This window comes from Paenibacillus sp. FSL H8-0537 (genome assembly GCF_038051995.1).
Taxonomy (GTDB): domain Bacteria; phylum Bacillota; class Bacilli; order Paenibacillales; family Paenibacillaceae; genus Pristimantibacillus.
On the sequence record NZ_CP150290.1, the window covers coordinates 141,339 to 161,085 of the forward strand.

At 49.7% G+C, this 19,747-nt stretch carries 14 protein-coding genes and 1 tRNA gene; 10 read left to right on the forward strand and 5 right to left on the reverse strand.

The window, feature by feature from the left end; all coding sequences use genetic code 11:
- Window positions 1-218 precede the first annotated feature (218 nt).
- The 9 genes from MHB80_RS00655 to MHB80_RS00695 all read left to right on the forward strand — a co-directional run bounded on the left by MHB80_RS00655 (window position 219) and on the right by MHB80_RS00695 (window position 9,306).
- Window positions 219-307: transfer RNA gene (locus tag MHB80_RS00655), tRNA-Ser, on the forward strand.
- Between the two features lie 259 nt (window positions 308-566).
- Entirely contained in the window at window positions 567-914 is a 348-nt protein-coding gene (locus tag MHB80_RS00660; RefSeq protein WP_341280377.1) for a hypothetical protein, read from the forward strand.
- A gap of 14 nt (window positions 915-928) precedes the next feature.
- Window positions 929-1,087, forward strand: a complete 159-nt coding sequence (locus MHB80_RS00665) for a small acid-soluble spore protein P (protein ID WP_341280378.1) — start codon at window positions 929-931, stop codon at window positions 1,085-1,087.
- Window positions 1,088-1,224: 137 nt separating this feature from the next.
- Window positions 1,225-2,268, forward strand: coding sequence for a hypothetical protein (locus MHB80_RS00670; RefSeq protein WP_341280379.1), 1,044 nt, complete (start codon window positions 1,225-1,227; stop codon window positions 2,266-2,268).
- 151 nt (window positions 2,269-2,419) lie between these two features.
- Complete coding sequence (locus tag MHB80_RS00675) at window positions 2,420-3,166, forward strand: DsbA family oxidoreductase (protein ID WP_341280380.1); 747 nt, start codon at window positions 2,420-2,422, stop codon at window positions 3,164-3,166.
- Between the two features lie 296 nt (window positions 3,167-3,462).
- The gene (locus tag MHB80_RS00680) at window positions 3,463-3,834 is read left to right on the forward strand and encodes a NucA/NucB deoxyribonuclease domain-containing protein (protein WP_341282816.1); all 372 of its coding nucleotides are present in this window, start codon (window positions 3,463-3,465) and stop codon (window positions 3,832-3,834) included.
- A gap of 405 nt (window positions 3,835-4,239) precedes the next feature.
- The gene (locus MHB80_RS00685) at window positions 4,240-6,600 is read left to right on the forward strand and encodes a collagen-like protein (protein WP_341280381.1); all 2,361 of its coding nucleotides are present in this window, start codon (window positions 4,240-4,242) and stop codon (window positions 6,598-6,600) included.
- A 77-nt stretch (window positions 6,601-6,677) separates the two neighbouring features.
- Window positions 6,678-7,781 carry a glycosyltransferase family 2 protein gene (locus MHB80_RS00690; protein WP_341280382.1) on the forward strand — a complete coding sequence of 368 codons (1,104 nt, stop codon included), beginning with the start codon at window positions 6,678-6,680 and terminating at the stop codon, window positions 7,779-7,781.
- Entirely contained in the window at window positions 7,774-9,306 is a 1,533-nt protein-coding gene (locus tag MHB80_RS00695; protein ID WP_341280383.1) for a glycosyltransferase, read from the forward strand. Before MHB80_RS00690 ends, MHB80_RS00695 begins: the two co-directional genes overlap by 8 nt.
- A gap of 95 nt (window positions 9,307-9,401) precedes the next feature.
- Here MHB80_RS00695 and MHB80_RS00700 read toward each other — a convergent pair whose 3' ends face one another.
- Entirely contained in the window at window positions 9,402-10,247 is an 846-nt protein-coding gene (locus MHB80_RS00700; RefSeq protein ID WP_341280384.1) for an AIM24 family protein, read from the reverse strand.
- A 32-nt stretch (window positions 10,248-10,279) separates the two neighbouring features.
- On the reverse strand, window positions 10,280-10,840 hold the full coding sequence (locus tag MHB80_RS00705; protein WP_341282817.1) for a TerD family protein: 561 nt from the start codon (window positions 10,838-10,840) through the stop codon (window positions 10,280-10,282).
- Between the two features lie 733 nt (window positions 10,841-11,573).
- On the opposite strand from MHB80_RS00705, the gene MHB80_RS00710 reads away from it, so the two are divergent.
- Window positions 11,574-16,295: a glycosyl hydrolase gene (locus MHB80_RS00710; RefSeq protein ID WP_341280385.1), complete on the forward strand. Its 4,722-nt coding sequence runs from the start codon at window positions 11,574-11,576 to the stop codon at window positions 16,293-16,295.
- Window positions 16,296-16,348: 53 nt separating this feature from the next.
- On the opposite strand, the gene MHB80_RS00715 is transcribed toward MHB80_RS00710, so the two are convergent.
- From MHB80_RS00715 to MHB80_RS00725, 3 genes are all read right to left on the reverse strand, one after another.
- On the reverse strand, window positions 16,349-17,326 hold the full coding sequence (locus MHB80_RS00715) for a fibronectin type III domain-containing protein (protein WP_341280386.1): 978 nt from the start codon (window positions 17,324-17,326) through the stop codon (window positions 16,349-16,351).
- A 346-nt stretch (window positions 17,327-17,672) separates the two neighbouring features.
- Window positions 17,673-18,059 (reverse strand): MerR family transcriptional regulator, encoded by a 387-nt coding sequence (locus tag MHB80_RS00720; RefSeq protein WP_341280387.1) that lies wholly within the window; start codon window positions 18,057-18,059, stop codon window positions 17,673-17,675.
- Between the two features lie 32 nt (window positions 18,060-18,091).
- Window positions 18,092-19,549, reverse strand: coding sequence for a prolyl oligopeptidase family serine peptidase (locus tag MHB80_RS00725; protein ID WP_341280388.1), 1,458 nt, complete (start codon window positions 19,547-19,549; stop codon window positions 18,092-18,094).
- Window positions 19,550-19,747: the final 198 nt, after the last annotated feature.

The following is a 19,747-nucleotide window of genomic DNA, read 5'->3' on the forward strand; positions in this document are numbered from 1 at the left end:
TCTGGCACGCCTTCACAGCGCTTTGCATAGAACGATAATTCGGCAAAATTTGCTGTGCTCAGTGTTCTCGGACATGCCCTAGACGATAGCGTGAATGATTTTCATTTTTATTCTTCTTACAGGGCTGAATTGTAACCTGAAGTATCCACAGGTTAAAAATGGGCTTGATTTTCATTTTTAACCTGTGGTATAATAATTTTTGTGATGATTTTGTATACGGAGAGGTACCGAAGCGGTCATAACGGGGCGGTCTTGAAAACCGTTAGGGGGCAACTCCACGTGGGTTCGAATCCCACCCTCTCCGCCAATTTAATAAATGATAACGTCCAACCTTACGGTTAGGGCGTTTTTTTGTTGTCTGGGATTGGGGATAACGTCTGAGCAAGAGTTATCCCCAATATCCACTGCAGTCATGTGGATAAAATGTATATAATGTGGATAACTAGCATGGAATGTGGATAAAACTGTGGATAACGCTATGCTTAAGCGTGTGATTATGCTGGATTTTGCCTGAATAATTGGCGGGCTCGCGCCGCATCTTAAAGGATGTGGAGGTGTTGATAAAGATGGCTAAAAAAGATGAGCTGACCTACAGCCAGCCAGAGCTGGTGGAGGCATGGAATCGAACGCTGCCGGAACTGATGAACAAGCCGGATAAATGCCAGGTAGCAGCCGATGAGGCAGATCCAAAATCGCTGCGAATTACGATTCAGTCAGCGGGACACCAGTCGTATGAAATTGATTTTAAGGTAACCTATGTGGATAGCCGTGAAATTAAAGTAGAGCTTGTCGATGTGGAAAAGGACCATCAGGCTGTGGATGAACGCACGGATATTCTTCAACAACTGATTCATGATTATAAGCGTCATATCCATGAATGCGCCCAAGCGCTTGGGCAGCTTACACACGCTTAAAGGAGGACGATGATATGAGCAAGCCAGACAGCGTGCCTGTACCTGAGGCGCAGCGTCAATCTCAGGATAAAAGAAGCCGTAATGATGACTCAGCCCAGCAGGAGCCTTTGTCCGGATCGAAAAAAACAAAGAAGAAAAACCATACTCCGCACCTAAATCCGGAAGGATCTTAAAATCGAGGTAATCATACAAAAGTCCCGTTTCTTCTCGAAGATTCGGGATTTTTTGGATATTGCTTCTATGTGCGGTCGTTTTGTTATAAAATAGGGGGGATGTCATTCAGAGATACAAATAGGGAGGATCAACTAGAATGAAAAACAGACTACATAAAGTGGCTATGCTATTTATCGCTGCTGCTTTAATTATTGTCGCAGGCTGCAGCGCGAGTGCGTCGCCTAAGGAATCTTTGGAGAAAGCTACTCAAAAAATGACGGAAGTCACCTCATATGAGTCCACAATGGCCTTTGGGATAGATGAGCTTACGGTGCCAGACGAATTGCTGCAGGGGGAGGGAGCTGGAGCGCAATACGCCATCAACCTGCTTAAAGGCGCTAAAGTAAATGTTAAAGCGATATATCAAAAAGAGCCGCTGCGCACAGATATGGAAATGGATATTACGGCTGCCGGCCTTTCTGTTAAAATTCCGATGATTTTGACTGACAAAAAGATGTATGTGAAAATTCCAGCGCTTCCGATGCTTATGCTGCCAGAGCAATACACGGACAAATTTGTGGAGATTGATCTGGAGGAGCTGTCAAAGCAAGCGGAAACAGGGGCCATGATGGACACGGCTGCCCAGCAGAAGCTTGGTCAAGAAGTGAGCGGCATTATTTTAAAACATTTTGATGAGAAAACGTATTTTTCTAAGCTGAAAAAAGAAGATGCGGCGCTCCCTGAAGGGGTAGAGGCTGATCAAGTGGTTCGCTTCCAAATTAATGAAGGAAACTATCAGCAGGCTGTAGAAACCATCGTTAATCAAGTGCTTCCAGAGCTAATCGACACGTTGACGAAAAACGAAGATTTCATGAAAATGATAGATAGCACGAATGAGGATGTAACGAAGCTGAAGGCAGATTTTGAGGCCAACAAGCAAGAAACATTGGATCAACTGAAAGCAAACTTGAAAATCAATGATTTCTCTATTGTAGGAGCCATTAAAGATGGCTATTTATCGCAGCAGACTGCTAAAATCAACGTAGACTTTACGGATGAAAGCGGCGGTATCGTGAAAATTGGCGGTTCGTTAACAGCTGAATATCACAACATTAATAAAGCGCCTAAATTCCTGTATGAAATTCCGACCGACGCAGTTAAAATGGATGAGCTGATGTCTGGCATGGGACTAGGTCTGTAACTTTATAGCTTAAAATGATACAAAAGGAGCCGCCCATTCTAAGCGAATGAGCGGTTTTTTTATAACGCTGTGGCGGTAGCCTTAATGATACTATTGCTTTAAAAAGTAAAGTATATTACTATACGTATATGAGTTTAAAGGAGGAATTGTAATGCAAATAGATGTATGGTCAGATTTCGCATGTCCGTTTTGTTATATTGGTAAAAAGAGACTGGAGGGCGCATTAGCAAAGTTTGAGCATGGCAAGCAAGTGAAGGTCGTGTTCCGCAGCTTTGAGCTGGACCCTAACGCCGCGATCAGCTACGAGCATGATGTGCATGAAATGCTGTCCCGCAAATACGGTATGCCACGCGAGAAAGCAATCGAGATGAACAGCGATTTGGCGAAGCAGGCGGCATCTGTTGGTTTGACCTTTAACTTCGATACGCTGGTGCTGACGAATACGTTTGATGCGCACCGCTTAACCCATTTTGCAGCAAAATACGGCAAGCAAGACGAGATGTCGGAAAGACTTTTCCGTGCATATTTTACCGATTCCAAGCATTTGGGAGAGCGCGATACACTTGCTGATCTGGCTGACGAGGTTGGACTGGATCGTCAAGAGGCACTTGCTGTGCTGGAAAGCGATGCTCATGCGCAGGACGTTCGTGGCGATGAGGAGGAGGCTTCGCGAATAGGCGTGCGTGGCGTGCCATTCTTCGTCATTAATCGCAAATACGCGATATCGGGTGCTCAGCCGAATGAAGTGTTCCTGAATGCAATTAAGCAGGCTTGGGATGAAGCGTATCCGGCTCTGACCGTCATCAATGATTTGCCGAATGATGCGGATGGCGCAGCTTGCTCGGATGGCACTTGTGCGCCCTCGGCGGCTCAGGATGCAAATCCAGACAAGGCGTAATTTTATATATAGCGGAGTTTATAAATAGAAGCGGATTTCAGTGAAGGCTGGGGTGGCGGGCAATTGACGCTGTTTCAGCTTTTTTTGAAATATAAAAAACGGTAGGTATCACCTTGCAGGGATGAAAAATATAATTTGTCCGAGGGTTGTCCTCTGGCCTTTATGATGAGAAAATGAGGAAAAAGAGCATCAGGAGGCTGTGCGCGTTGAAAAGAAAGTCCCGTAAAAAGAAGTTTAAAGTGAAAAATGCCCTTATTTCCTTGCTTATTATGCTGGCCTTGGCCGGAGCGTCGTATATGGGCTGGCTCGATGAGCTGGCGAAAGATTGGAACACGGCAGAAGGAACAGATTACACGTTATATTTTCCGACGGATCGATACCCGGAGACAGGCAAGCATATCAAAGATGCGATTGCAGCGGGGAAATCCCCCATTTGTACGATTGATCGGGAAGGCGCGGATCAGAATCGGAAGAAATCTTTGCAGGGAGTCAAAGTGAAAAAAGGCTTTGATCGCGATGAATGGCCAATGGCTATGTGCGCAGAAGGCGGGAGCGGAGCGCATATTGCTTATATTGACCCATCGGATAATCGCGGGGCAGGGTCATGGGTTAGCAACCAGCTGGAGAAACATCCGAATGGATCGAGAATTGCTTTTGTCATCAAATAAGAAAGCACTTTATTGTAGGTTAAAGTCTAATTGTCTGCGTTGCTGCAGAGGATTGGGCTTTTTTTATATTCAGGGGCTGGGTGAATACCGTGTTGCATATTGGGTTCAAACATAGACTGGTGTAATGATGATAAATGTCTATTTTTTTATATTTTTGAATAGGAAGCAAGCAAATTACCAGGTAAAGAGGGATGAAGATGAACAGGGGACGGAAATCGCAAGAGCTGAACAAATGGATCAAGCAGCTCCAACACGTAAAAGGTTTAATACGTCAAAATCGTGTTAAACGAGCGAGTGCACATATTCGACATGTCATTTCGGCATGCAGGCGCACAGTGAGTAAAAAGCGTTAATGTTAAAAAATAATGGGAGATGAGCAGGTTGGCGAAAAGAAGAGCAAGTTGTTTGCGTAAATTAAATCTCGCCATTCTTGAATTGAAATTAGCGCGGAAGCTGGCGGGTAGAAATAATATTGTCCGGGCGGAACGCGAAGTGATCGATTCGATTTTGCTGCTGACAGAGGCACTGAAATGTCTCGATGAGCACCATAATAGGAAACCTCGGCATAGCCATATTCACTGGTCAACACATGCAAGACGGGGGAAACGCGGCCCGAGGGGCGCTAGGGGGCCAAGGGGAGTTAGAGGTTTTAGCGGTTCAGCTGGAACGGATGAGTCAACTGGAGCAACGGGTCCGGCAGGAGCACCGGGAGCAGCAGGAACTCCTGGTGCAGTAGGGCAGCCTGGAGCGATGGGACCAGCGGGATCGCCTGGCGTGCAAGGAGCTGCGGGAGCCATTGGGCCAGCCGGGGCAAATGGCGCTGCGGGAGCTACAGGAGCGACTGGTGTAACTGGAGGAACAGGGGCCGGATTGGGAGGAATAGTGGCCTTTAATCCGCTAGTTGCTGCAGCATATCCAGTAAATCAGGTCGTTACATTCAATGGGAGCACATATATTGTGAATACGGCGCCGCCTAGCGGGGTACCAGGGAGCTCTGCAGACTATACACTGCTTGCCGGTGCAGGAGCCGTTGGTGCAGCTGGAGCAAACGGGGCTGCTGGTTCCGTCGGAGCGACGGGAGCGACTGGCGCAACGGGGGTGGGACTGGATGGGATGGTGGCTTTTGATCCGCTGGTCGCTCCAACATATCCAGTAAATCAGACAGTTACATTCAATGGGAGCATGTATGTCGTTAATACGGCACCTCCAAGCGGAGTACCAGGAAACTCGGCAGATTATTGGATGCTTGCCGGTGCAGGTGCTACTGGTACGACAGGTGCTACGGGGGCTACGGGGGCAGGAGTGACCGGAGCGCCTGGTTCTACAGGGGCAACTGGGGTTACAGGGGCAGGGGTTACAGGCTCGACCGGAGTAACCGGGGCAACGGGCATTACCGGAGAGACAGGAGCCTCAGGCTCGACTGGGGCGACTGGTGTAACCGGGCTTACAGGTGTAACGGGCTTGACCGGAGTCACTGGAGCAACAGGTGCGACAGGAGTCACCGGAGAGACGGGAGTAACAGGTATAACCGGGGAGACCGGAGTCACCGGAGTCACCGGAGCGACTGGAGTCACTGGAGTCACTGGAGTAACAGGTGTGACTGGATCGACCGGATCGACAGGTGCAACCGGTGTCACAGGAGTCACCGGAGAGACGGGAGTAACAGGTATAACCGGGGCGACTGGAGTCACTGGAGTCACTGGAGTAACAGGTGTGACTGGAACGACTGGAGTCACAGGTGTAACAGGTGTGACCGGAGAGACGGGAGTAACAGGTATAACTGGGGCAACTGGAGTCACAGGTGCAACAGGTGTGACTGGATCGACAGGAGCAACCGGAGAGACGGGAATAACAGGTATAACCGGGGCGACCGGAGTCACTGGCGCCACAGGAGTGACTGGAACGACCGGATCAACAGGAGTGACCGGAGAGACGGGAGTAACAGGTATAACCGGAGCGACTGGAGTCACTGGCGCCACAGGAGTGACTGGAACGACCGGATTGACAGGTGCAACCGGAGTAACAGGAGTAACAGGAGTAACAGGAGTAACAGGTATAACCGGGGCGACTGGAGTCACAGGAGCAACAGGAGTGACTGGAACGACCGGTTCGACAGGAGCGACCGGAGTCACCGGAGAGACGGGAGTATCAGGTATAACCGGGGCGACTGGAGTCACTGGCGCAACAGGAGTGACCGGAACGACCGGATCGACAGGTGCAACCGGAGCAACGGGAATAACGGGAATAACGGGAATAACAGGAGCCACAGGCATTACTGGCGTAACAGGTGTAACCGGAGCTACTGGAGCAACAGGAGCAACAGGAGCGACTGGCATTACCGGCACTACGGGTGTTAGTACGACAGCTGTTTCTTCTTTTGCAGCTAATACGACGGGAGGCATTATTGCGGTTGTGCTTGGAGGTACGAATGTACCGCTCCCAAGCTCTCAAAATATCGCCGCAGGCATAACGGTCAATGGGGCTAACGATACGTTCACAGTCGCTGCAGCCGGCAGATATTATATTACGTACCAAATCAATTTGACAGAGGCGTTACTGGTCGGCTCGCGTTTATTAATTAACGGCGCAGCAAGTACGCCCTCAACGTTGGAGCCGGTATTGAGCTTATCTGCTTTCAATAACGATATCATTATTGGGTTGACCGAAGGTTCGACCGTAACCCTTCAATTATTTGGACTTTTGGGTGCGGCAACATTGCTTGGAGGCAGCGCTGGGGCGGCACTGACCATTATCCAATTAAGCTAATGCGCCAGTTGGGCACCAAGGCAAGTGTGAATGAATAGGATGGGTCAATAGAATCAACTCGCAGGAGTGTGGTTTCATTGATCGCGATCAGTCTTTGCATGATAGTCAAAAATGAAGAAAAAACATTGGCGCGCTGTCTCTCCTCTATCGCCCCCGCTGTAGATGAAATTATTATTGTCGACACAGGCTCGACCGATGCTACAAGGGAAATCGCCGCCGATTTCAACGCTCGCGTCGATTCTTTTGCCTGGGTGGACGACTTCGCCGCCGCCCGTAATTTTGCATTCTCGCTTGCATCGAAGCCTTATATAATGTGGCTGGATGCGGACGATGTACTGGAGGTATCGGAGCTGCACAAGCTGAAGGCGCTCAAACACCAGCTCGGCGATACGGTGGACTCTGTCTCTATGGATTATCACCTGTCATTTGACGAGTTCGGCAACGTAGTTAACAAGCTGCGGCGCAATCGCATCGTTAAGCGTGAGCGGGGCTTTCAGTGGATTGGCGCGGTACATGAATACTTGGAGGTTTACGGAAACATCGTTCATTGTGATGTGGCCGTTACACATAAAAGCCTCGGGCATGACAGCGACCGCAATTTGACCATGTATGAAAATCGGCTCCGCAGAGGAGAGATTTTCACCCCGCGCGACTTGTTTTATTACGCCAACGAGCTGAAAGACAATGGCCGGTACGATTCGGCCATTCGTTATTATGACAAGTTTCTGGCTACCGGAAAAGGCTGGATCGAGGATAATATTCTCGCTTGCGGACGGCTTGCGGACTGCTACCACGAGCTGAACGAGCCTCGCAACATGATGGATTCCGTGCTGCGATCCTTCTATTACGACAAGCCTCGAGCAGAATTTTGCTGCCGCCTTGGGTATTATTTTTTGCAGCGAGATGAGCTTCAGATGGCCGTTTATTGGTATAAGCAGGCGCTCCACGCGGAGAACACGGACACAACAGGCTGGGGCTTTGCGAATATAGCCTGCTCTACCTGGCTGCCGCAGCTTCAGCTATGTGTCTGCTACGACCGTCTGGGTGACTATGAAGCAGCCCATTTGCATAATGAGCAGGCGGCCAGCTATCGGCCCGAGGATGAGCGAATGATAGCGAACCGGGAATATTTAAGCCAGCGGTTAAGCAAGAGGGATGAGGGAGGGGTCGTGCTTGTCTGAGAAAAAAAAGCGTGTGCTCATTGCCAGTCCCGTTCAGCAGCAGCCGACGATTCTGGCTTTGTTTCTCGCTTCGCTGAAACGTCTCCATGCAGACCAGTTGGAGCTAAGCTACTTCTTCATTGACGATAATACGGATGTTACGAGCAGCCTGCTGCTGGAGCAGTTTGCTGTCGCTCGCGAGGGTGTAACCATTATCCGTTCAGATTCCTCCGATAGCCCTGACGTGTATGTACGCACCGATACGACGCATTGCTGGAGTGAACAGCTCATTTGGAAGGTTGCCTATTTTAAGAATCGAATCATTGAGCATGCACTAGAACGTCAGTTTGACTACGTATTTCTACTTGACTCCGACCTGCTGCTGCATGCCAGAACGCTGGAGCAGCTAGTATCGGACGATAAGGATATTGTTTCGGAAATTTTTTGGACCCGCTGGCAGCCGGATGCGCGCCCTCAGCCGCAAGTATGGCTGCATGACGAATACGGACAGTGGGAGCGAGGCCGAGGCGAGAAGCTGAGCGATGAAGAAATTGCGGTGCGCTTGGAGCAGTTTTACGCCAAAATAAGCGAGCCAGGCGTGTATGAGGTAGGCGGTCTTGGCGCATGTACGCTGCTGAGCCGACGTGCGCTGGAAGCAGGTGTGCATTTTGGCCCCATCAGCAATTTAACCTTCTGGGGGGAAGACCGGCATTTCTGCATCAGGGCGGCTGCGCTTGGCTTGCGGTTGTTTGTGGATACCCACTATCCCGCCTATCATATTTACCGCAGTGCGGATTTGGCTGGGGCGGAGCGGTTTCTACAGAAAGAAGTGGAAGTCCAGCCTAAGGTTAGAGGACGGCTTACGCTGTCGATGGTCGTAAGGAATGAGAGCAGCCGCTATTTGCGCCAGGCGCTGGAGCAGCATCGCCAGTATATTGATGACGCGGTCATTATTGACGATGGCAGTACGGATGACACAGCCGATGTGTGCCTACAGGCGCTGGAAGGCATTCCGGTTAAGCTGATCCGCAACGCGTTTTCGCGCTTCAGCAATGAGGTTATGCTTCGGCAGCAGCAGTGGGAGGAGACGTTGGCTGTAAATCCGGAGTGGATTCTGAATCTCGATGCGGATGAATGGTTTGAACAAAGCTTCGTTCAGGAGCTCGACACCCTGCTGCAAAACCGTGCTACGAATGTATTTTGCTTCCGGTTATACGATTTCTGGAGCATTCATTCCTATAGATCGGATGCGATTTGGCGGGCACATGAAAGCTATCGCCCTTTTTTGCTCCGCTATGATCCAACATTTGATTATAAGTGGAAAAATACACCGCAGCATTGCGGGCGTTTTCCCGTTAATATTTTGGAGCTGCCTCATCAGCTGTCGGATATTCGCCTTAAGCATTATGGCTGGGCGAAAGACGAGCACCGCCGGGAGAAGCTGCATCGCTACCAGATGCTTGACCCCGACGCCAAGTATGGCTGGAAGGAGCAATACCTGTCCATATTAGATGTCAATCCACAGCTCGTGGAGTGGCAGGAATAGCTGGCATAAGCATGTAAAAAAAGCATCCCCACTCATCACGAATGATGAGTGGGGATGCTCTTAATCTTTTTAGCGGATGTACGATTACAAAGGGCTTAACGCAAAATTCGGCCAATAATGCCGCCGAGCCCGCCTTCATTATTGTTGTTATTGCCTGGATTTCCGCCCATATTGCCAGCGTTTCCAGCATTGCCGCCATTGCCGCCGTTGCCGCCAAAGGTGTTCTGGAAGGCGCTGCCTTGCTCTTGCGGCTGGTAGCGGTTGTCATCAATGCCGAATTTCACGCCGCTTTGACGCTCGAAAGGCTGAATAATAACGACTTGCCCAGGCTCATTGAACTCATACATATACGATTCACCGGAGGTTTGTCCGATAAAAGTTTTCCAGTTCACGTCGAGCTTCACTTTAGGTGAAGGGCCTGTCCATGCAACGATTGCATCGGGATCGACGCGGCATGGAGCTTGCAGAACGAGCGGGTTGCCGTTCGTCTTCACTGCGACTTGGGCGCCTTGGCCGTTGTAGGAGAGCTTGGAGGTGAAAAGTCCACGCTGGGAAATGACTCCAGAGCCGATGACCGTAACACCGTAGTGGCAAGTTTCTGTAAATGCCAGCAGGTCTTCACTTTCGACGCTGACGTGCTGCCAAGGGCCGCCTTGCTCCAGATTAATAATTGTCACATGCGTGTTCTGGTCGGCAAGATATACGGAGCCTTGCCCTTCGACCTCCATAATTTCAAGGTTTTCGCCTGTAATACGGCGCATACCGTGGTTCAATACTTGTCCAACAATGTTGCCGGAGTTTGTGCCAAGCAAGCGCTTGGAATATTTAAATTTGCCGTTGTAAGCCTGATCAGCGACCATAGAGCCCTTTTTAGCAAAAAACTTGCCTTGGCCTTCTGCTTTCAGAAACAGCTCGCGTTCCACTTGAAATTGAAATGGCATATGAGTTGACCTCCAGTTAGATGTGTAGTGAATTACATAGCGCCGTAATGCGCGCAAATGCCAGCCAGATCAAGCGTAAGGCCTGTGCCTACCGCATTGAATTTCCATTCGTTGTTGTGGCGGTATACTTCTCCCGCTAGCAAGGAAATGGAAGTGGAGTAATCCTCGGACAGGTCAAAGCGGCAAATTTCAGCTCCGTTCGCCTGGTTGACGATCCGAATGTAGGCGTTGCCGATTTGGCCGAAGTTTTGATTTTTGCGAACAGCGTCATCAATCGTCACGGTAAATACAATTTTCTGAATGTCAGGAGACACGCGGGAAAGCTGGATTTCTGCGGATTCATCGTCGCCGTTTCCTTGTCCAGTCCGGTTGTCGCCGTTATAGCGAACCGAGCCATCCGGGCTGTTTAAATTGTTATAAAAGATAATATGACCGTTGGATGGAAGCTTGTCCATTTGGTTCAAAAGGAAGATTTCAACATCTAGGTCGTAGCTCTGACCTTGCAAGCGATTTGTATCCCAACCGAGTCCAACCTTTAAGTGATCGAGTCCGGGGTTATTTTTCGTTAAATCGAGCTTTTGTCCTTTGGACAATACGAGTCCGCCGCCGAAGCCGCCAGCTTGAGGAGCAGGGGCTGCGCCAAACGAGCCTGCATTTCCAGCGTTCTGGAATCCACCCTGTTGAGCGCCGCCCTGGATGCCACCTTGTTGAATGCCGCCCTGCTGGATGCCGCCTTGCTGGATGCCGCCTTGCTGAATACCGCCCTGTTGAATGCCACCCTGCTGTATACCACCTTGGATACCGCCCTGAATGCCGCCTTGTCCACCAAAAATGTTTCCACCGTTTGAATTCGATCCAATACCCATTTGTATTGCCTCCTCAAATATAAAATAAGAGAACCATCTGCCTCGACAGTTGATCACCTTGAAGCGCTTAACAGGCCAGAATGGTGAAATTTGTCGATTTTGTGTAAGGATATGAAACTATTTGTAGTATAGCAGATTGTCATTGTAGTTGTTAATGGTTTTACAGTCCCTGCTGCAGCAGGGATGTCTGATTAGATACGGCGAAGCGGTAGCTTGGTTGCATTTTTTGAAATATAGGAAAGGATATGATTTTTCCATCCTCCCTCTATATTTCTCGGAATGAAACGCGCTGTGCCGCCAGAGGACGGCGGAAGCCGTTTACGCTTAGAGCAAAGAAACATAACAAAATAGATGACAAAAGAGAACTATAAAAACAAATTGAATCTCCTATTTTTTTCAAGTAATTCCTCTATAATGATGTGAAGCGCTTTCAAATCTATATATCATATAGGAGGACCGTATGAATAAAAAACGCAAATGGATCGCGGCCGCTATGGCCCCAGCTATCGTTGTTTCAATGTTTTCTTCTGCTGCTTTCGCTCAATCAGGGGCGGAAACTAAGGCGTTTGCTTCCGATATTCAGGGGCATTGGGCGAAAGCTGCGATAGAGAAATGGCGTGCACACGGAATTGTGAGCGGTTACTCAGACGGAGCTTTCCATCCCGATGGCAGCATGACCCGGGCGGAATTTGTCGCGGTTATTAATCGAGTATTTGGTTTATCGTCTTTGTCTGCTTCAGCCTTCAGCGATGTGCCGGAGACGGCATGGTATGCGGGCGAGCTTAGCAAAGCGAGGGCTGCGGGATATTATGACGGGTTTCCGGGTAACGAGGCAAGAGCGGAGCAGCCTATAACGAGGCAGGATGCGGTGACGCTGCTGGCGCGTGTTTTCGAGCTGAAAGCGGCGGAGAATGCGGCTTACGCGGGCTCCTTCAAGGATAGCAGCCAAATTTCCAGCTATGCGAAAAATGCAATCGACGCGCTGCAAGGTGCTGTCAGCGGCTACGAAAATGGCGCTTTCCAGCCCTCGGGTAAAATCTCTCGTGCCGAGGTCATAACCTTGGTAGACAAGCTAGTGGCCGAGCTGTATGCCAAGGCCGGCGATTATACAGCGGCGCAAGCGATTTCGGGCCATGCGATCATTAATCATGCTGGCATTACACTCAAAGATGCCCAAATTGCCGGCAACCTTTATTTGACCGCTGGTATTAAAGACGGCGAGGCAGCGGTCGAGCATGCCATTGTGAAAGGGACGACGTTTATTGCGGGCGGCGGCGAGCATACGGTTAGCTTTCACGATTCTACGCTGGCAGGCTTGGAAATTAACCGCAAGGATGGCAAGGTCCATGTTGAGGCAGACGGTGAAACCAAGATCGACAGCATCGTGGCTAACAGCAAGGCCATACTGGAGCTGGGCGACGACGCGGAGGCAGACAGCATCGTGCTGAATCAGCCTACGGAGCTGATCACCGGCCCGGGCACAACGATTGGGCAGCTAACGGTGCAAGCCGATTCTGTCACTTTTAATGGAAAACCGGTAGCTAAAGGCAGCTATACATTGAAAAATGGTACGCTGACGCCAGTTGGCACAATCACAACGCCGGGAACGGGCATATCCTCAGGCGGCAAGGGCAGCAGCGGAGGCAGCAACAATGGCGGTGGAAACAGCGGAAATACGGAGCAGACGGTCAATTTTGTCGATCAGCATGCAACGGCTGAGACCAAATCATTGTTCGCCTATTTGAATGGCGTGCGCGGCCATGAAATTTTGTTCGGCCACCAGCATGCAACGGACGAAGGCGTGACGTTGACCAGTGCGGATGGCTCGCAATCCGAGGTGAAAAATTCAGTCGGCGATTATCCTGCCGTGTTCGGCTGGGATACGCTTAGCCTGGAAGGCAAAGAGAAGCCGGGCGTGCCGAACAATGTCGAGCAGAGCCGAATTAATCTCACTGCTGCGGTCAAAAACGCCCACGAGCTCGGCGGTATTGTGGCGCTCAGCACCCATTTTCCAAACTTTGTGACCGGCGGCAGCTTTAATGATACGTCAGGCAATGTAGTTGCTCATATTTTGCCGGGCGGCGACAAGCATGCGGAATTTAATGCCTTTTTGGATACGATAGCGAACTTCGCGAGCAATGTGAAGGATGATGAAGGCAAGCTCATCCCAATCCTGTTCCGTCCTTTCCATGAGCAAAACGGCGGCTGGTTCTGGTGGGGCGCGAAAACGACGACCACAAGCGAATACAAGGAGATTTTCCGCTATACGGTTGAATATCTGCGCGATAAGAAGGACGTTCGCAACTTCCTGTATGTTTTCTCGCCAAATGGCTCGTTCGGCGGTGCAGAAAGCACGTATTTGACGACGTACCCGGGCGACGATTATGTCGATATATTGGGAATGGACCAATACGATAACAAGGAAAATGCGGGTTCGCAAGGCTTTTTTGACGGACTGGTAAACGATCTTGGCATGATTTCAAGGATGGCAGACAGCAAGGGGAAAATTGCGACATTCTCCGAATTTGGCTACAGCCCGGAGGGGATGAAGACAACCGGGAACAATAATACGACCTGGTTCACCGAATTGCTGAATGCGATTAAGTCCGATGAGGACGCTTCGCGCATTGCCTATATGCAGACATGGGCGAATTTCGGCCTCGGCAACAATTTGTATGTTCCTTATAAAAATGCGCCAAACGGGCTCGGCGATCATGAGCTTTTGCCCGATTTTATAAACTTTTATAATGATTCCTTTACGACATTCCGCAATGAGGTGCAGGGCGTATACGGCCATACGGTTTTGACAGCACCGGAGCAGCCGTTCCTGCATATTGCGACGCCAACGGATAACAGCATTGTGGGCAGCTCCGTCACGATTCGCGCGCGGGGGCTGGAAATCTCACCGACGAAGGTCGTCTATACGGTGCAGGGGTCGGATACGGAATATCCAATGGCGCTCGATAGCGACGGATTTTTTTATACGGCGGATTGGTCTCCAGCAGCAGGCTTAAATGGCAAGACGGCGGCGCTGAACGTCAAAGTCTATGTTGGCAATCAGGTCGTGCTGACGCAAACGGCGACGGTATCGGTGCAGGCAAGCGAGATTTTAATGAAAACCTACAGCTTTGACCAAGATACAGAAGGCGTAGTCAAAAATGGCGATCCGGGCACGTACCCGGAAACGATGGCGCTGACCATTCAGCATGATGCTTTTGACGGCAACGGCGTATTGAAGCTGGGTGCCCAGCAGGCGGCGGCAGCCGATACATGGCAGGAATTCAAGCTGGCGCTTCCGGCGCTTGACGGGGGAAATGCACTGGCGGATGTGAAGCGCATCAAGCTGGATGCGTGGATTCCGCTAAGCGCGGGAGATGCGAATGCGACAATTAGCAGCATTGCGATGCTTGCCCCGGACTGGGACACGAAATATGGGATGACGATGACCAAAATTAAGCTGTCCGAGCTCCCGCAAGTAACGGTGGGCGGCACGGTGTATGCGAAATATTCGCCGGTCATCGATTTGAATGATGTAGAGAAATCCGCAGCGGCGACGGGGCTTGCTCTTTCTTTTGTCGGCAGCGGATTAGCAGGTGATTTTCCGATCTACGTCGATAATCTGAGCCTTTACAGCACATTCGCAGAAGCGGAGAAAGACCCGGCTGTAGTGGACAACTTCGAGACGTACCAAGGCAGCGATGCCGCTCTGGCAGCAAAGTTCATTCATGCGGGCGGTGATGCGACAGCGGTAGTGCTGGACGGCGTGCATAAAAGCTCTGGCCACTATGCGATGAAGCTGGACTACACGCTGGGCACTGCCGGCTATGCAGGCATTACGAAGGTGCTGGGAGGAGTAGACTGGTCCACGTTCAACAACCTGAAATTTTGGATGGTGCCGGATGGCAGCAATCAGAAGCTCGTTATTCAGCTGCGTGTGGATGGCGTCTCCTATGAAGCGTACCCATCGCTCGCGGGCACAGCGGGACAATGGGTCAGCCTGCACTTTAATGAGTTTACCGTTGCTCCGTGGGATACAGGAAATGCGGGCAAAAAAATCAACAAGGTCAGCTTGAAAAATGTAGAGGAGTTTTCCGTGTACGTGAATGCCATCAACGGAGCAACACTCAACAGCACGCTTTATTTTGACGACATTGAAGCGATCAACGATGGAACGGGCGGTGTGCCGAATGGAGGCTCCGGCCCGGGAAGCTCCCCGGCAGAATCGGGAACGCTGTATGGATTTGAGGCGGACACAGCAGGCTGGGCCGTAAGCTCGAATGAGGCGCAGGCCACAGATGCAGCAATTACAGCTGATGAGAAGACGGAGGGCGACCATTCGTTAACGTCCACCTTCTCGCTGGCAAGTCCAGCAGGCTTTGAGCTGACGAAGGTTGCGGCAGCCGATTTATCGGCAGCTACAGCACTCAGCGTCAAAGTGAAGCTGTCGCAGGGTACCGCCGATGCCCGTCTATATATTAAAACAGGCAGTACATGGGAGTGGCATGACAGCGGAACGGGCGTGGTCGTCGATTCCAGCGGATTTAAAACGCTGACGCTTCCGCTCTCCGGCCTGACGGGACTCGACAGCGTCCAAGCGATTGGCGTGAAAATCGAGCCGACAGCCGGACAGATCGGTACAGCAGCTGTCTATGTAGATGATGTTTATGTGGAAGGTAGCGGGGAGCCAGGAACGAGTGGGCTCACGTATGATTTTGAAAGCGGAGCAGAAGGCTGGGCTATTAATGCTGATGCTAGCAATGCCTATAATACGGCAAACGCCCGTGATATGGTCGTGTCGACCGATGCGGCGTCATCAGGAAACAGCTCGCTGAAGGCGGCTTTTGACCTGAACGGCGGCGAATTCCAGCTCAGACGGGTCGGTGCGCTGAACTTGGGCACAGCGGGCACGCTGTCTGCCAAGTTCAAAGTGGCGGTGGATGGGAATGGAGCGCCTGCGGGCGCTGTTTCCGTGAAGCTGTTCCTGCAAACGGGCGGCGGCTGGAGCTGGTTTGCACCGAATGAGACGGTTTCCTACAGCGGCGATGGATTCGTAACGGTAAGCTACGATTTGTCAGGCGTGGCGGACAAAAATAATGTCCAGGCGCTGGGCATTCAGGTGTTCACACCAGGCGGCTCGACAGGCACAGCAACGCTTTATTTGGATGAGATTAAGGCGCAGTAAATCGAGGGAACAGCAAAAAAGGGGCCCGAGAGGGCTCCCTTTTCATTTTCGGATTAGTATTCCTTTAATTCGAAAAATAAGATTTTATCAAAAATAACATAATCTGTGCGGGCTTTGAATGGAGCTGTATTCCAATTTTTTTTGAAGGTGTAACGTTCTTTACCTATGCCATTAGCCCGGGCATCATACCAGTCTATAAAAGCATAAGCTTCTACCTTGGTCAGCGCATATTCTTTCTCCATGCCGTTAATCATAATAATCGTTAAAACAGCATCTCCAACGATTGCCGGAGTCGCAGAAGCAATATTGGAGTTAGGACTTTGTCCCTCATTGTTAACAGCCTTAACGGTATAATAATAGGTTATACCCTGTTCAACCTGAGGATCTTCATAGGTACTTCCTGTTACACTATTAGAAATAATAGTGAATGGGCCTGAAGGGCTAGTGGACTTGCTGACGATATATGAAAGATCCTCGCTATTGGAGCTCCAATTGAGCGTGATGCCAATGCTTGATGCTGATGCAGTTAATTGTGGGGCCAAAGGTACCCCATAAACTTCGAATTGAGCAATGTTTACCCCTGTGGTTGTGGAAGTGCTTTGTATACTGACTGCAACAACATTTGATATGGAGTATGCAATTTTTTCTCCTGTACGTGTTATAGCTGGCAGTTCATTAACGACTCCACTTGCATTGACAAAAAACAATTTAACGCCAGCATTTGCGCTTACCTGATAAGCAGAAATCGTTCTAGGAGTATCGAATTTATAGAGTAGGATATCTTTTACATTTTCTGTAGGGGAGGCTTTACCCAACGCATAGAATGTTGCTTCGTCGTTGTCTGTAGCTAAATTCGTAGTTTCAGTACTTGTAAATCTATCTGCCCTATCCACTACAAGCAGAGGCTTCCCATTTAATAGGCCCGTGCTGTAGTCGTTTGCAGCAAATCCACTCGTTTGAAATACCAAAAACGCTACAAGCAAGCTTAATGCGATAAAGGCGTGTTTAGAAATCTTTCCAATCATACTCATTGTGTTGTCTCCTCTTCAGCTAGTAATTACAATGAAATAATATCATAAATATCGGCAAACAAACAGACTATTTAGAAAAATAAATATGAATTACAATTAATGGTTAAGCATTTTTGTCTTTTTTCAACTCCAAATATAATATTACATACAAATTATGATAAAAATATAAAGATTATAAACAGTAACTGACACAGCAAGTGTGTCGGCTATTAGACGTAATGAAGGATTTCTAATATTTGGTATGAAAAAGACACTAGGCCGCTTGCTCAGCGAAATTAGTGTCTCAGCTTTTCTAATAGTCTGGGTATTGCTCCAAGACCTTTAAAATTAATTCATTTGTACAGACTTATTTTTCACGAAACGAATCCAAATAGCTGTGAATGTCTGCTTGAGGCGTCTCAAGCAAGGTCGCCAGCATCGTTTGAATGGAGCGCAGCGATTCGACCTTTTCATCAATCTCAACTATTTTGCCCCGCACATACTCCTTTAAGGTTTCTGCGTCCATATCGCGGCCTAGCAGGTTCAGCACCTCCTGAATTTCCTTGAGGGAGTAGCCGAGCGACTTGGTGTCCTTGATGAATTTGATTTTGACCAAATAATCGTCCGAGTACAGACGGTAGCCACCTTGGCTGCGGCGGGGAGCCGGAAGGATGCCGCTTTCCTCGTAGTAGCGAATCGTTGCCATGCTAAGCCCGGTTTTTTTGGCAAGCTCGCCGCGTGTCATGCCTTCCATGCGTGTTTCCCTCCTTGATCCTGTCCATAGATTTATTGGGCAGCCGCTTTTTTCGTATAGTTAGGGTCAAAAATAACCTCGGGATAGTCCGGCGATGGCCCCGCCAGCAGCGGCTGTGATTCATTTTTCAAATATTGATTGAAAAAGGCGGTGACATAAGAGCGGGTAATATCTACCGTATGGACGGGGTCGACGCCCTTGGCGAACAGCTTAGGCGACAGCAGCGCGATGTCGGTAAAGCTCTGATGGATAAATGGCTCCACGGTCATATAATAGGTGTCATTGGTGCTTTTCGTCATGACCGAGTCCAAATCGGAAGGGAACTCCTCGAAATAGACATAGGATTTCTCCTTGATCGCCGGGTCAAGGCTTTTGGCTGTGTCGCCTGTCATCAAATACATAAATGGCTGCTTCAAGCCATTACGGGCTACATCGCCCCAGAACCCGCCCTCCAAGCTGATCCCCGCCTTGAAACGGCTATCCTGTGCCAGTGTTTCCGCTGTTGTCGCTCCCCCATAGGAGTGGCCGAAAATGCCGACGCGGCTCAGATCCAGCTTGCCTTCAAGCTTGTGATCGGGGTCTTCCTGATTCCATGCCGTAAGCGTATCGAGCACAAAGCTCGCATCGGCTGCACGAATGGCGACTTCTTTAATATTGTTGTCGTAAAGCTCCGCTACAGTTGGAAAAACGGGTTCAGCATCGTATAAAATTGAACGGCCATCTGGGAAATCAACCTTCGCTGATGTAAAAGGATGATCCATGCCTACGACGATGTAGCCATTGCTGACCAGCTCCTCAATTGCCGTCATGCTCTGAAAGCGGGTCGAGCGAATACCGGGTGAGAATAGGACAACCGGATAGCTCGCTTCAGCAGCGGATAGCTCGGCCCCTTCAACAACATGCGTCGGAATGTTCGTCACATGGCTGAAAAGTTGCTTCGGTATGCCGAATACGAGGCTGATCGCTTGCCCAATTTCCGAAGGGTAATGCTCAGTTGTAGCACCTTCGGTATTATTTTTATCTACCGGATACCATACATTGATCATCAGCTCGCGCTTGTCGCTTTGATCTTCACTATGCGTTTCGTCGCGGGATTCATCCGTTAGATGGCGTGCGATGGTACCAATGCCATAGCTGCTGCTAGGCTCAGGCATTGTGAAAACCGGCAGCAGTGTGCTTGCATATCCGGAAAATCCGCTAAGTGCGATGACGATAAGGGAGAGCAGGCTCTTTTTGATCAGAGACCTGGAACGGATATGATTATCGTAAGGCTTCAACAGTCGGCGGACTAGGACAATAATTAAAACGAAAGCTACAGCGTAGGCGGCAACCATTTGGATACGGAAATGATCGATTAAACCATGCAGCAGCACTGCCAGTACAACCGCGCCCAGCATCCCGGCATCGAGCCGCTTCGTTTTTCTTGCGAATAATAGGCCTCCCGCCGCCGCTAAAATAACCAGAATGACAATGACCTCTACTATTTTCATTATACAATACCTCCATTTATTTCTGTATTCTCCGTCCAGCAGGCCGGAAATCTTGTATAAACAGAGTATAAAGGTTGAAGTATACTGCAAGGTCAAGGTATTATTTTGGAGCATGTCGAGAGAAAAGGGGGACTAGCTGCGTTTTATTTTCAGGGGTTGCTGCTTTGGCGACAGCTTTGCAATGAAAACCGGATTTTT